This is a genomic window from Amycolatopsis sp. TRM77291 (assembly GCF_054166285.1).
Window position 1 is genome coordinate 8,860,085 of sequence record NZ_JBSZHF010000001.1, and the last position, 14,095, is coordinate 8,874,179.

General features: G+C 64.6%; 12 protein-coding genes. 7 read left to right on the forward strand and 5 right to left on the reverse strand.

The window, feature by feature from the left end; genetic code table 11:
• The first annotated feature begins 29 nt into the window (after nt 1–29).
• Complete coding sequence (locus ACXIZN_RS41670) at nt 30–419, forward strand: hypothetical protein (protein ID WP_457960232.1); 390 nt, start codon at nt 30–32, stop codon at nt 417–419.
• A 1,132-nt stretch (nt 420–1,551) separates the two neighbouring features.
• Here ACXIZN_RS41670 and ACXIZN_RS41675 read toward each other — a convergent pair.
• Nucleotides 1,552–1,698 carry a hypothetical protein gene (locus tag ACXIZN_RS41675; RefSeq protein WP_457960233.1) on the reverse strand — a complete coding sequence of 49 codons (147 nt, stop codon included), beginning with the start codon at nt 1,696–1,698 and terminating at the stop codon, nt 1,552–1,554.
• A gap of 1,513 nt (nt 1,699–3,211) precedes the next feature.
• Between ACXIZN_RS41675 and ACXIZN_RS41680 the strand changes: the two genes are divergently transcribed.
• Complete coding sequence (locus ACXIZN_RS41680; RefSeq protein ID WP_457960234.1) at nt 3,212–3,889, forward strand: pentapeptide repeat-containing protein; 678 nt, start codon at nt 3,212–3,214, stop codon at nt 3,887–3,889.
• 346 nt (nt 3,890–4,235) lie between these two features.
• Here ACXIZN_RS41680 and ACXIZN_RS41685 read toward each other — a convergent pair whose 3' ends face one another.
• The 3 genes from ACXIZN_RS41685 to ACXIZN_RS41695 all read right to left on the reverse strand — a co-directional run bounded on the left by ACXIZN_RS41685 (nt 4,236) and on the right by ACXIZN_RS41695 (nt 6,601).
• A complete protein-coding gene (locus tag ACXIZN_RS41685; protein WP_457960235.1) occupies nt 4,236–5,372 on the reverse strand; it encodes an AAA family ATPase in 1,137 nt (378 codons plus the stop codon).
• A 305-nt stretch (nt 5,373–5,677) separates the two neighbouring features.
• Complete coding sequence (locus tag ACXIZN_RS41690; protein ID WP_457960236.1) at nt 5,678–6,046, reverse strand: hypothetical protein; 369 nt, start codon at nt 6,044–6,046, stop codon at nt 5,678–5,680.
• A gap of 363 nt (nt 6,047–6,409) precedes the next feature.
• Nucleotides 6,410–6,601, reverse strand: a complete 192-nt coding sequence (locus ACXIZN_RS41695; RefSeq protein WP_457960237.1) for a hypothetical protein — start codon at nt 6,599–6,601, stop codon at nt 6,410–6,412.
• Between the two features lie 237 nt (nt 6,602–6,838).
• Between ACXIZN_RS41695 and ACXIZN_RS41700 the strand changes: the two genes are divergently transcribed.
• The 5 genes from ACXIZN_RS41700 to ACXIZN_RS41720 all read left to right on the forward strand — a co-directional run bounded on the left by ACXIZN_RS41700 (nt 6,839) and on the right by ACXIZN_RS41720 (nt 13,766).
• A complete protein-coding gene (locus ACXIZN_RS41700; RefSeq protein WP_457960238.1) occupies nt 6,839–10,162 on the forward strand; it encodes an error-prone DNA polymerase in 3,324 nt (1,107 codons plus the stop codon).
• Nucleotides 10,159–10,776, forward strand: coding sequence for a hypothetical protein (locus ACXIZN_RS41705; RefSeq protein ID WP_457960239.1), 618 nt, complete (start codon nt 10,159–10,161; stop codon nt 10,774–10,776). Before ACXIZN_RS41700 ends, ACXIZN_RS41705 begins: the two co-directional genes overlap by 4 nt.
• Nucleotides 10,777–11,582: 806 nt before the next feature.
• Nucleotides 11,583–11,804, forward strand: a complete 222-nt coding sequence (locus tag ACXIZN_RS41710; RefSeq protein WP_457960240.1) for a hypothetical protein — start codon at nt 11,583–11,585, stop codon at nt 11,802–11,804.
• 220 nt (nt 11,805–12,024) lie between these two features.
• Nucleotides 12,025–12,723: a LuxR C-terminal-related transcriptional regulator gene (locus ACXIZN_RS41715; RefSeq protein ID WP_457960241.1), complete on the forward strand. Its 699-nt coding sequence runs from the start codon at nt 12,025–12,027 to the stop codon at nt 12,721–12,723.
• A gap of 425 nt (nt 12,724–13,148) precedes the next feature.
• Complete coding sequence (locus ACXIZN_RS41720; protein WP_457960242.1) at nt 13,149–13,766, forward strand: hypothetical protein; 618 nt, start codon at nt 13,149–13,151, stop codon at nt 13,764–13,766.
• An 8-nt stretch (nt 13,767–13,774) separates the two neighbouring features.
• Here the strand turns inward: ACXIZN_RS41720 and ACXIZN_RS41725 are convergent, their stop codons facing one another.
• Entirely contained in the window at nt 13,775–14,065 is a 291-nt protein-coding gene (locus ACXIZN_RS41725; RefSeq protein WP_457960243.1) for a hypothetical protein, read from the reverse strand.
• Nucleotides 14,066–14,095: the final 30 nt, after the last annotated feature.

Sequence of the window (14,095 nt, forward strand, 5' to 3'; positions counted from 1 at the left end):
CCACCGAGGTTTGCTGCTGAGGTCAGGGTTTGAGTTCGTCCACGGAGTGGGTCAAGGTCCGCTCGATGGCGGTCGTCGACGCTGTCGTGGTGGGAGTGACCGGCCGGGCGGCCCAGCCGCAGGAGCTGGTGCTGGCCCGGCCTGACACCTCCGGAGCCCTGCGCCCGATCGGCCTGTCCCTGCCGATCCGCTCCGCGACCCGGACCGAGATCGGGGAGCAGATGAGGCCGATCGGCGAGCCGCCGCAACAGCTGTCCGGCGGGGCATTCGGACGCGGGCGGACAGAGTTCCGCCCGGTCCACCCGGAGGTGATCGTCGAGGTGGAGGCCGAAACAGCGGTCGCCATCTTCGCCAACCGGCTCAGGCCGAGAGTGCATCGCGTCCGGACCGACCTCACCGTCGAGGACCTCGAACCATAGCGCCCCCTCCGTCGCGATCCCAGCGAGACGCCAACACCGGCACCGGGCGCAGCTAAAAAGAATTCCTCAGAAAATAACTCCTATTCCATTCATATTCAGCCTCGCCTGCGAATATATTTTTAATCCGCTTCTTGTTCGTCCGCGCTTACATTTGTTCATCAAGTTGTTACATTTCTCCGTTTGCGTCCCGGGAAAATAGTGCAGCCTATAATGCCAGCTCAGGGCCCACTTTGCGCATTCATGGATCGCGCCCCCGCGACTTGCTTCATGCGCTATGGTTCCTGTCCTTGACGCTGATCCGGCATCATTTTTACCAAAGAAAGGAATGCAATATGACTGAAACTTTTAACGAGGAAACCGGGCGGGAGTGCCCTGCTGTCAGGTACTGCTTCCGATGCCAGAACTACACCGAAACCGTGCCCAACGGAGGAATGTGGGAATGCAAGGACTGCGGAGCACACCGGCGCACCCGGCGAGCACGACAAATCCGCAACAGGCACCAGCGGTAGCCCGCAACGTCCCCTCGCGCGCTCCACCGGCGCGAGGGGAATCTCGTTCCGGTGGCGCGGACCTCTGCGTCGCCGGGACGAAGGCTTTCGCCGCCAGGAGGGTTCACCGAGCGTTCGTCACGGTTCCTGCCCGGGCGGAGGCGGCCGCATCTCGCCGACACACCGCCGGATCGGCATCCGGGAGCAGCCGTCGTTGCAGTTCTGCTGTACCCAGCTTGATCTGGTCGCGACCGCACGAACGGTGGGACCCAGCTAGGCAGGGAGTCCGGAATAGCTGCGCGCCACAACGGATGACACCGCAGCAGCGGGATGGTAGGGGCGGACGTCGCGCGAACTCACTCGGCCCGCGCGGTCATTCACCACTCCGACAGACGAGGCCCAACATCTGCAGCGAGGTCAATCGGCAACCACACCGCCGACGCGCGCTATACAACGTATGTCCGCGTCCTGGTGCCACGATGTTTCTCCCGTCGCTGTGGAACACCGGAGCGACGGGAAAACGGGTGGGACGGCGGGAATTCGACCGCTCGACCGGTCGTGGAGGTGGCGTGTAGGGGCCGGCGCCCCAGAGATTCCGGCTGCCGGCTGACCGTGCGTTCGGACTGAGATCTTCGCAGCCCGGCTCAACCTGCTTGGCCTTTGATCTGGTGGAACAGGTTGATGACCCGCTCGACCAGCGTCAAAACGAAGGCGATGTGCGCAAGGACTGCTGCGACGCGCAGCCTCGTCGTCTTCGTGGCCTTCTTCCGATTTTCTCTCCGGTGCGCCATGGACTTCTCCGTGATTCAGGTCTGCTCGCACAGACCGTGACCCCGGGGTTCCCCGGGGCTCGCGGGCGTGGTGCCCGGAGTTGACGGGGAGAAGCCCAGCCGCACAGCCAGGTTATCGCCGCTCTCCTGCCTCGCGCCACCGTGAGAGCACAACCGTCTGGGTGAACGTTGACTGTGATTGCTGGCTCCGGACGTACACGTCGACGTGTCGGATCATGCGAACTCCAGGCGTTCGGCGGCGGCCCGGGTCGCCTCCTCGCTGCCGTGCCGGCCATATCGCTGCTGCGTCGGTTCGTCAACGAGGTGCCACTGCGCTCTGGCGCCGATGCGTTCCGGGCTTTCCGGAGCGCAGGAACGGGAACAGGGCAGGCAAGTCGATCGTGGCGCGTGTGACCAGGGCGGCCGGGTTGGGACCGGCCCACTGATGCAGCGCCCCAGGTGGGGCGCCGTGACTGGCAGGGGTGGGCGTCCACGCCCCTCGCCTGGGGACAGCGCGGACGAACGACGTGGTGGTGACGCTGATCCACCAGGTCACCTCAGCCGGGCGGGTGTCAGCAGAATCGGGTGATCGGACCGCCGAAGCGGGCGAGGTGGGTGTCGGTGGGCCTGGTCCAGAATCCGGTGGGAGGCCTGTGCCCGGCATAGAGCACCAACCAGGGGGTGACCGGGCCGTCGACGTCGGGGTCGTGGCCGAGCAGTAGCGCGTGCAGGCCGCGAGGGGATCGGATCCCGGGGTGCGTTTACGCTCTACCAACTACTCGCTGATAGCTACGACACAGAGACTCCTGACTGGCTGTCCTTTGGCTAGCCGGTCGCCCCGTCAATGAGAACGCCGACGCAATCGCCGCAGTGGATTCAGCTGATCGTCTATTCGAGCAGGGACAGTTGGAGCAACTGCGCGAGCGTGCCGACAACAACGATTGGGCTGCCGCTGAGCGGTTGGCGCTGCTGCTGGCGGGCTTGCCGGGCGGAAGCAGGCAGGTGCAAGGTCACCGCGGAACGCAGGAGCAGAGACGACCCGTGCACATGACACGCGATATTGCCTGTTGAGAGGGCCTATCGCCGCCTTCCATCAGCTGCGCCTGCGGCCCATGGGAGAGAGGTCAGCTATCGGCGCTTCAAGACGTTGCAGCCTGTAGCGCCAGCCGCACAGGGAACGACTACAGTGCATGTCGCCTAAACCTGCACGCAACCGATCGATCGTCGCTCTCGTCGCAGCGGGTGCGTCGACGGCAATGATTGCTATTACTAATCGAGATCAGCTTGTCGAAATTAGTAAATCTTTCGCATATAAGGCGGCAATGGGGGTAAGATGGGAGATAGCTGGCCCAATCATACTTCTTGGCTTCGCATTAGCATTGTTGGTGTTTCCGAAAAATCTTGGCAGAAGCAGACCTAGTTCACCCAAGCGCATGTCAACCCGCATGCTGACCAGAGAAGCTACGCTCGGCGCAAAGCTGCGAAGGCTCCATTCGCCTTCGCTCAAACGGGAATTGGTCAACATGTTGCGTCGATGACTGCGGTTGGTGCACTAATATTCACTGGACTTTCGTTTGGTGCAACCCAGGATCAGTTAGATATCGCCCAGCAGGTGCGGGTCGCAGATCGTTTTACTAAATCAATCAGCCAGATCGGCGACAAGTCTGCAGACGTGCGCCTGGGGGGAATATACGGACTGGAGCGAATCATGCGAGATGCACCCCAGGATCAACCGACAGTGCTAGACGTCCTGATTGCCTTCATTCGAAGCCATGCGGCCATGAGCACTAGCAAGATGCCGGCATCAGATTGCCTGCCGGGTCCGGTTGGTGCGGACGTTCAGACTGCCCTGGATATCATTGGTCGCCGAAACAAAGACCACGATTTCAGAGATATTGGCAATTCCGACTATCGGGAGGGAGTGCGTATCGAGCTTAGTGACCTATGTCTTCCCGGTGCAGAAATAGAGGGAGAATTCAATTTTGTTCAGTTTCAAGGGGCTAATCTTAAGGGGGCAAAGTTCCGCGGCGCTAAGCTGCGGGCTGCACAGTTTGACAATTCGATACTAGTGGAAGTCAGCTTCAAGTTGTCAGACCTGATGTATTCATCGTTTCGCGATGCCGATTTAAGTAGCGCAGACCTCAATGGCGTAATGCGCGTCGCGAACCCCGATCTTACCGGAGCGAATCTGACCGGCGCCACAGGGCGCTGAAGCTGATTGCTCGCAAGCCTTTCGCGTCGCGTTACTCAACCTCAAGCACGCAGGCAATTACTTCAAATGGCACGAGTTCGCAAGTTCTGCAACTCGCGTCCTCTGGCACGCATAGTGAGCATTATGCGTGTTATACAGGCCTAAAGAATCTGAGTATATGCCACTGTGGACCAGTGAGTGGTGCCTGCTTCCGATCTCAGTCAGCATATGACCGAGTGCTAATAATGGCTGTTCCGGCGAGTGTCAAAAGCTTTAGGTGAAGCTTTTGTGAGGTTACGCTATGAAAGTCTGTGCTACTCGGGGCGTGAGGAGTGGCGTCGGGACCACGGGGTACTGCCTGAAGGGCTCAGGGCCAGGGGTCGAGAACGCTGCTCAGCGATCCTGGGTGGCCGCCGAGGATGTTCTTCTCCCATAGTTCGCCAAGTGAGTACTCGGCTAGCCAGTTCTGGAGGTTGGCGGTGTTCGGCCGGATGAACGCCGAATTGCCGTCGCGGAGTCCGGCGATGACTACATCCTCAGCTGAGAACTGGTTCAGCAGCGTCACCGACTGCGTCGCGATCAGGACCTGGCTGCGTGTCGAGGCCACCTTCAGTAGATCCGCGAGTTGGCCGACAGCTACCGGGTGAAGCCCGAGCTCCGGTTCGTCGATGATGGCAAGCCTCGGTAACTCCGGCTGGAGCAACAAGGTGGCTAGGCAAGCGAAACGGAGAGTCCCGTCGGACAGCTGGTTTCCGGGGTAGATGGTATCTGATGCCACATCTCGCCACTGGAGCGAGATCCGGCCGTTTTTGTCTGGTTGGAGAACGAAGTCGCCGAAGAGCGGTGCGATTAACCGGACCGCGCCGATGATCCTTCGGTACGCGGCTTTGTCCTCCCGGCGGCCGCTGTCCCGGATTCGCAACAGAACTGCCGCGATGTTCCCGGCGTCCGCGTGCAAGGTGAGGTTGTCCGCTGTGGGGGTCGGCCGCTTGACTGGTGCGTCGAAGCTGGTGTCGTGAAAGTGGTACGTGCGGCAACCGCGGAGCAGGGTCGCGATCTGTTCGGCCGCAGAGGCGACGGGTGGGTCATCGGAGGTGAGCGTGAGGCGGCTTTCCCGATGCCCTCGACCAAGCGATGTCGTCCACGGGCGCTGCTTGCCACTGCCGTGGTACGAGATCACCTCGTCGTCGAAGAGCATCTCCTCGTTCGAGTCTGCCGTGAGGCACACCTGGTAGTTCTGTAGCGGAGTCTCCAGCGTCAGAGTGATCCGCTGCGTGTTTGCTCCCCCGTTGATCAGGGCGGAGGCGCCGCCGTTGAGTCCTACGAACAGGTTCAGCATGCCGTCGCCAATGTTACCCAGCAGATCGAAGGCTTTGATGAAGTTGCTCTTGCCCGAACCGTTCGCGCCCACAAGTACGTTCAGTGCGCCGAGTTCGACGCGCGCTGAACGAATCGAGGTGAAGCCCTCGATCTCGATCGACGTTAACTGCTGGGGCCCGGCCACATCTCGACTCTACGTCGTAGACCACGACGACGCCTGGCCCAGGTAACGACCGATGCCGTGGAGCCACGGCGGCATGTGACGATCTCGGCGACGAGGCGGGTTCTGTACAGCGACACGGCTAGCCTGCTCCGTCGGCATGCCAGAGGCCAACGCGCTTCTGGGGCAGGCTCGTGCGGTGGTGCGACGAGTTGACACAACGCGCAGGCGTATAGTGCTCGTCGTTCCCCGCTCCAGCGGGGCTGGAAAGAATCCCGGCTTCCTGGATCGGAACTATGAAACGTCAAACCTTCAGCAAGTTCATGGACTCAGTGGGCGTTGAGCCTGATGAGTACCAGCAGGCCTTCGACGCGGCCCGTCGCGCTGGACATCCGGCCTTCAGCGATTATCTCGAAGCCTCTGGTGCAGCCGACGACCCTGAGACCTATCGCGTCGATCACCTCGAAGCATTCTGGAGCGATCAATGCCAGCAGAGCTTGGTAGAGCACTTCGCCCGCTGGTTGACCGAGACCGACTCCTTCGGTGACTCGTCGAAGAAATGGGACGTCCTGCAGCGCCGGTTCGACTACCCGGTCGAGCTCGCTGCCCTGGCCGAACGAAGCTCCCGGGCTCGCGGCCGAGCTGAGCTCGTCGATGTCCGACTCGACAATGCGCTGCTGATCCTCCGAAGCGCTCATTCGCGCGACGCTGCCGAATTTGCTTCATGTACAGCCAAAAAGCTGTACATGACACCACCGATACGCGCTCTAGTCGACCGGGGCTAAGCGGCCTCTACTCCCTTCCGGCCAGCACGCGGAAGGCCGGGCGCTTGCCCCAGGCGTCGTGTCCACGAGTCTGAACCGCGCGAGTTGCTTGGCGTCGGTCAGTGCCGCAGGCAGCTCAGCTGGCCATCACGTTGCGGGATGCTAGTCGGTCAGCCGCCCCTCGCATCGCTCACAGCGTCGCGGCCAGCGCGCTGAATCGCACTCGCGCCTGTGGTGGGACTCGAACGCCTGAAGGATTCGTCGACGACCAACCTGCCGCGGCGGCCCGGCGAGGTCCTAACTCAACACTTCGGTCCATGTCGACTGGTCGCGCAGCGTCGATGCGGGAACCAGAGCGGGCCGGGGAATGCCGTCGAAGGGCTGGTAGTAAGTGGTGTCGTCGGGTAGGACGTACCAGCGGCCGCCGCCGAGGGAGGGCTTGTCGGCGGCTTCGTACACGGTCGCGCCGGTCAGGTCGGGTTCGTCCACTGCGGCTCCAAATTCACTCTTGCGGTCTAGCGCGTTACCAAGTCGAGTCAACCATGCCAGTCGCTGCGCGTGCCCTACTGGTCAGGGTGGTGTCGGGTTCACTACCTGGTGCTATGTCAGGCGCAGGGCTTGACGGGAGCAAGTTCGGCGTTCAGGATCGTTGACAGAGTTCGTGCGTATGTTCGAGTGTTTGTCGCTGGCTTCCCCCCACGGCAGAGCGTGTGGTGTGGAGCTGGTGTGGCGTTCAACAATCCTGCTGTCCCGTGGCGTGAGATCCAGCGGGTCGCGTCGGGTCGTCCTCGTGTGGAGGGTGATGGGAACGATTCGCCGGCGTGGTCGCGTAAGCGCGAGGGCTACGCCGGTCCGCCGGTGGATTTGCGGGTCCGTGAGGGTGACGACGACGGTGGAGCGGTGCCGCGGGTGCCGTATGCGGAGTTGCACGCGCATTCGAACTTCAGCTTCCTCGACGGCGCCAGTCACCCGGAAGAGCTGGTCGAGGAGGCCGCCCGCCAGGGTTTGGACGCGATCTTCCTGACCGATCACGACGGCATGTACGGGGCGGTCCGGTTCAACGAGGCCGCCCGCGAACTCGGGGTCCGCGTGGGTTTCGGGGCTGAGTTGTCGCTGGATCTGCCCGCACCGCAGAACGGCGTGGCGGACCCGGGTGGCGCGCATCTGCTGGTGCTGGCCCGCGGCCTGGAAGGGTATCGCCGGTTGTGCCGGGTGATCTCGCGGGCGCAGCTGGCCGGCGGGGAGAAGGGCCGGCCGGTTTACGACGAGACCGCGCTGGTCGATGATCTTGCGGGGCATGTGCTGGTGCTGACCGGCTGCCGCAAGGGCCGGATCCGCCGCGCCCTCGCCGCGGACGACAAGGTCAAGGCGATGTCGGAGCTGGTGTCCCTGGTGGACAAGTTCGGACGCCACAACGTGGCGGTGGAGCTGATCGATCACAGCCTGCCTCTCGATTCGACCTTCAACGACACGTTGGCGTCGATGGCGGAGGCGGCGGGGGTGGTGACGGTGGCGACGAACAACGTCCACTACGCCCACCCCGGGAGGGGCCCGCTCGGGGACGCGGTCGCCGCGGTCCGCGCCCGCCGGTCACTGGATGACATGGAGGGCTGGCTCCCGGCCGCGCACATGGCATTCGTGCGCTCCGGCGCCGAGCAAGCCGAGGTCTTCGCGCGCTATCCCGGCGCGGTCACCCGCGCCGCCCTGCTCGGCGTCGAATGCGCCTTCGACCTCAACCTCGTCGCACCGGACCTGCCGCCATTCCCGGTCCCAGCAGGGCATGACGAGATGTCCTTCCTGCGGGAGCTGACGTGGGCGGGCGCGGCGAAACGCTACGGGCACCGGGGCGACTACCCGAAGGCCTACACCCAGCTCGAACACGAGCTGGACGTGATCGAGAAGCTGAGGTTCCCGGGCTATTTCCTGGTGGTGTGGGACATCGTCCGGTTCTGCCGCGAAGCCAACATCCTCTGCCAGGGCCGGGGATCCGCGGCGAACTCCGCAGTCTGCTACGCGCTGGAGATCTGCCACGCGGACCCGGTGAAGTGGGGCCTGTTGTTCGAGCGGTTCCTCGCTCCCGAGCGGGACGGGCCGCCGGACATCGACATCGACATCGAGTCCGACCGCCGTGAAGAGGCGATCCAGTACGTCTATGACAAACACGGCCGTTTCCATGCGGCGCAGGTGGCGAACGTGATCACCTACCGGGCGCCGTCGGCGATCCGGGACGCCGCCAAAGCCTTGGGTTTCAGCCCTGGCCAGCAGGACGCCTACAGCAAGATCGTCAACCGCTGGGCCGGCGTGAAGAAAGCCAGCGAGGAAGCGGCGGGGGAGATCCCGGGCGAGATCCTCGAACTCGCCGACGCCCTCGAAGACTTCCCCCGCCATCTGGGGATCCACTCCGGTGGGATGGTGATCTCGAAGGAACCGGTGTCGGAGGTGGTGCCGGTCGAGTGGGCCCGCATGCCCGGCAGGTCGGTGTTGCAATGGGACAAGGACGACTGCGCCGCCGTCGGCCTGGTGAAGTTCGACCTGCTCGGCCTCGGCATGCTCTCCGCCCTGCACTACATGATCGACCTCATCGCCGAACACCACGGCGAGACGGTCGACATCGGCAAGCTCGACCTCGCCGACCCGGCCGTGTACGACATGTTGTGCGCGGCGGACGCGATCGGTGTGTTCCAGGTCGAGTCCCGGGCGCAGTTGGCGACGTTGCCGCGGTTGCGGCCGCGGAAGTTCTACGATCTCGTCGTCGAAGTCGCCCTCATCCGGCCGGGCCCGATCCAGGGCGGCTCCGTCCACCCCTACATTGCCCGCCGCCGCGGCGAGGAAACCTGGAAGCACAAGCATCCCCTGCTGGCCCGGTCCTTGGACCGGACACTCGGGGTGCCGTTGTTTCAGGAGCAGGTCATGCAGATGGCCGTCGACGTCGCCTCCTTCACCCCGGCCGAGGCGGATCTGTTGCGGCGGGCGATGGGCGCGAAACGCTCCAGCGCCAAAATGCGCAAACTCGCGAAACGGTTCTTCGAGGGCGCGGCGGCGAACGGGGTCGACCGCGACACCGCCGTGTCCGTGTTCGAGCAGATCCACGCGTTCTCCGGCTACGGCTTCCCCGAAGCGCACTCCATGTCCTTCGCGCTGCTCGTGTACGCCTCGGCGCATCTCAAGTACTACTGGCCGGCGGCGTTCTGCGCGGGCCTGTTGCGGGCGCAGCCGATGGGGTTCTACTCGCCGCAATCGCTGGTGGCCGATGCCCGCCGCCACGGCGTCATCGTGCGTGAGCCGGACATCAACGCCAGCCTCCCGCACGCCACCCTCGAACCCGAGCCCGAAAGCACCGGTGGCCACGCCATTCGGCTCGGCCTCGCCGCGATCAGGAACGTCGGCGACAACGCCGCCGAGGAGATCGTCACCGAACGGCAGGCCAACGGCCCGTACACCAGCATCGGTGAGTTGACCGAACGCGTCCGGCTCAAGAAGCCCGCGATCGAGGCGTTGGCCACGGCCGGGGCGTTCACCAGCCTTGGCCCCGAGCGACGCCAAGCACTCTGGGCCGCCGGTGCGGCGGCCACCACCCGGCCCGAGCACCTCCCCGGTCTCGCGCCCGGCCTGGACGCACCGGCGCTGCCGGGGATGACCCGGTTCGAGGTCACCGCCGCCGACCTGTGGGCCACCGGCATCTCACCCGGCACCCACCCCGTCGAATACCTCCGGACCTGGCTCACCGAGCGCGGCGCCATCAGCGCCGCCCAGCTCGGCCAGGCCGAAGACGGGACACGGGTGTGGATCGGGGGAGCGGTCACCCACCGGCAACGCCCCGCGACCGCCGGCGGGATCACTTTCTTCAACCTCGAGGACGAGACCGGCATGGCCAACATTCTCGTGTCCCCGGGACTGTTTCACCGGAGTAGGAGAGTGCTGCTGGCGAGCAACGCCTTGCTGTTCCGCGGCATCGCCCAGGTGACCGAGGGAACGTGCACGGTGGTCGCGGACCAGGTGCAGCCGTTGGACCTGCAAGGCCTGGCGTCGAAGTCGCGTGACTTCCGATGACCGGAGCGAACCGGGAATGGCGAACGCTGGAAGTGCCCATCCGGCCCGGCTCAGGCGCACCGAAGCGGTGCCCGTGGGGGCATGAGTTGGCGGTCGGCGGCGTGCGGCAGAGCTGGTCGCAGGACTACCGGGCACCGGAATGGCTGTGCGAGGCCTGCCACGCCCTAACGGGTAAGGGCGGTGTCTGGGCGGTGATCGACACCGCTGTCGAGTGGCAGGTCATGGAATCCGGGGTGGACGAGTACGGTCTGCGCCTGGTCGTTCTGCCGCCACCGGTATCCGCCGGGATCGGCGTCATCCAGCTTCGCTTGGGGCGCACGGTCTTTGGTGAGGTGCGCTTGTCGCTGTGCCCGGTCGACCGGCGTGCGATTCTCGTCCATGTCGAGGTCGAGGAGAAGCATCGACGTCGTGGCGCGGGCCGTGTGCTGGTGAACGCCGCCATGACGCGGGGTGCCAAGTTCGACTGGTCGATGCTGCCCATCGGGCGTGACCCGGTCGCTGTCGCGTTCTGGGCCCGGGTCGGAGCGGCCGGGCCAGCGACCCCGCATCCCTGCACGCATCAGGTCAATGCGAACGTCGTCCCTGCCGAGTCGCGGTGGACGAAGTGGTGGTGAGCTGTTCACTCGGCAGGCGAGGGGAGTGGCGCGTGGGGTTTCTGGTCGTGGTGTCCGATCGATCGGGTGGTGCTCGTTGAGCACGCCCGGGTTGACGACTGACTATGGCGGTGGTCTTGGGCTCGGTTCTGCTCACCGCAGCACTGTGGCGAGCAGCGAGCTGCTGGCAGTCCGGCGCGGAAGCGGCAGCGTTTCGGGCGGCGCAGCAGTTGTCCAACGGCACGATCCAGGGACCATTTGGCTTGCAGGCACATGTGCGCGTGCAGATGAATCGGCACGCCAGGCCGGCCGTGGTCACGTTTCGTGATAGGACACGTCGACATCGAGCGGTTTGCCGACGTAGCCGTCTCAATACCCGCTTGGAAGCTCAGCTCGCGGTCTTTGAACGTCTGTGCACGCGAGCTCGTGATGCTCACGCTGCCGACTCGGGCGAGGGTTGCCAGGCCGTCGGTGGAAGTGTATTCACATGCGTGTGGCCACAACGGAATTCAGAGCCGGGCCGACTTCCATGGTCAATACGACCTTGACCGCACAGGAACCCAACACGACCTGCGCCAGCGCGGGGCGGGGACGAGGAGGGACAGACCGGTCGCCTTGGCCCTCGAACTGCTCGCTGACGTTACGGAATGCTCCCGGACACGGTCAGGTGGTGATCGATCGGCTACGGTCAGCAAGTGTGGCTTGATGCGCTATGGGGACTTCTCGGCTCCGCGACCAACTGCGGCGTCGTGTTCATCGAGGCCAGTAGACGGGTTAAGGGATGGCCATGGGCTGAACCCGATGGCCCCGGGGGCGGAGTCTATGCCGTGTCGATCGGCATCCACTTGTTCGTCGGCACAGCCACGACAACTGCGGTGGCGACCACCCCGTTGGTCAGCAGCGGCTTAATCGCCTTCGGAATCGGAGTCAGCGCGCCTACGGTCGTCAAGAAGGTCGCCGCCTATGCCGAGTCCCTGTTGCCTCCCTCGGAAGGAAGCGACAAACCCAAGCAGGTGGAACAGGAAGGTGGTGGTGGAAGTGGCACGTAGGCCCCGTTTCCGCCGCTTGCTGTCCGCGCTGGCTGGAACAACGCCCGCATTCTCACCAACCTCCCCCTTCGCACGTGGGCGGACTCCAGGCGCTCGCCTGCTCTCGGCGCTAGCTGGTACGACGCCCGCCTTCATCTCAGGCACACCGCCTGATGCGTATACTGCACGTCCGGAACCGGACGCCGGTCAAGAATCACCACCGCTGGCCAGTGATCGGGCCATGGGCGACGAGCCGCCCCCGGAGTCCACCCTCGCCGAACCCACGACAGCGGATTTCCGACGTCCGATCGCGGTGTTGGTGGTAGACGACCACCCCATGTGGCGTGACAGATTGGCTCATGATCTGGGCGCCCGTGGTTTCACCGTGGCGGGGACGGCGACGGACGCGGAGTCGGCTACTCGGACCGCTCGGACTGTCCGCCCTGATGTGGTGTTGATCGATCTGTACCTGCCCGCCGTCCTGGACGCGATCATGGGTATCGCACTCGAACTGCCGGACAGCAGGGTGGTTGTGCTGTCCGCGAGCGGGCCGTCTCAGGACGTGGTGGAAGCGGTGAAGGGCGGAGCGTCCGGCTATCTGGACAAGTCGGCATCCGTGGAGGACTTAGTAAACGCTGTGCAGCGGGTTGCTGCGGGTGACGCGGTGTTCCCCGCCGGGCTTGCCGGACTGTTACTGCGCGAGTTCGGCAGGATGTCAGCTGACCCTCAGAGTCCGTGGTTGACCGGCCGAGAGTCGGAAGTGCTGCGCCTGATGGGGAAAGGCCTAACGGTCCGGCAGGTTGCCGACCGGCTGGTTATCTCTCAGCGGACTGTGGAGAACCACGTGCAGGGGGTTTTTCGGAAGCTGCAACTGCACAACCGGGTGGAGCTTGCGCGCTACGCCATCGAGCACGGCCTGGATGGCGAATCAGAGGAATAGCCACGGGTTTGAGGTGCGGCTGTGAGCGGTGATTGTTTCGGACTCCAGCCAGTGCGACGGTGGCGTGTGCGTGGCGAATAGTTCCCCGCGGTGGAGTCCGCCAGGAACATCTCCATCGGCCACACGGGGTTGTTTACATTGTCGACAAGCAGCCACGGCTCGGCAGCCGACCATGTAACCACGCGCCACCAACGGAGCAACTGTTCTCATCGCCGAGCTAGAGATCGAACGGCGACCCCATCGGCGTCTCGGTTCTTAGTAGTCCGGTCAACGGTGTGGGCTCGGCACAAAGTCATCGCCCGATCCAGCGCCGCGTTGCTGATCCGTGGGCAGGTCCAGGCCGCTGAGGGCGTGGTCACCCTCGTCGCGGACAAACTCGAACGCCTCGACTTGTCCATGACCACCGGCCCGTCCCGGGACTTCCGGTGACCGGTGCGAATCGGCACTGGCGCACTCTGGAGATCCCGATCCGCCCCGGCGCCGGGGCACCGGCGCGGTGCCCGTGGGGCCACGACTTCGCGATCGCCGGAGTCCGGCAGAGCTGGTCCCAGGACTACCGAGCACCGGAATGGCTCTGCGAAGCCTGCTACGCCCTCCCCGGCCGAGCAGGCACCTGGGCGATGATCGACCCCGCGCCCGCGCGACACGTCACCGAAGACCAGGCCGACGAATACGGACTGCGCCTGGTGCTGCTGCGACCGGCCACGGCCGCCGGAATCGGCGCCATCCAACTACGCCTGGGGCACACCGTCTTCGGCGAAATCCGCTTCTCCTTGTGCGGCATCGATCGCCGCGCGGTCCTTATCCACGTCGAGGTCGAGGAGAAGCACCGGCGCCGCGGCGCCGGCCGGGTACTAGTCGCCGCCGCGGCCGCCCGGGCGCCACGCTATGACTGGACAACACTCCCGATCGGACACGACCCGATCACAGTCGCGTTCTGGGCACGCGTCGGAGCCATCGGCCCACCCAGCCCGTACCCCTGCACACACCAGACCGAACAAGGAGTCGTCCCCGGCGAATCGCGCTGGACGAAGTGGTGGTGATCTGTCTGTTAGCCGACGTCCGGGGTCGGGGTGTGGTGGTGTGGGATGCCGCTGTCGGCGAAGGCGTTCTCTGGCAGGCCTTCGCGCAAAAGTCGCATGTCGTCGAGGTGTTGGTCGAACAGGACGGTGACGGCTCCGCGGCGGGCCTCGAATTCAGCCAGGTAGTCCGGCGTGAAGGCGATCCCGAGGTAGGCGCGACCCGCGTCATCCCACGTTGGATCTTCGACTGTACCGTCGGGGTGGGCACACCAGGCATGAGGCGCGACGAGTCCGGCGTCGGTGAGCGCGAACCCTTCCACGTAGCTCAGCCCGTGACGGCGGCTGTGGCT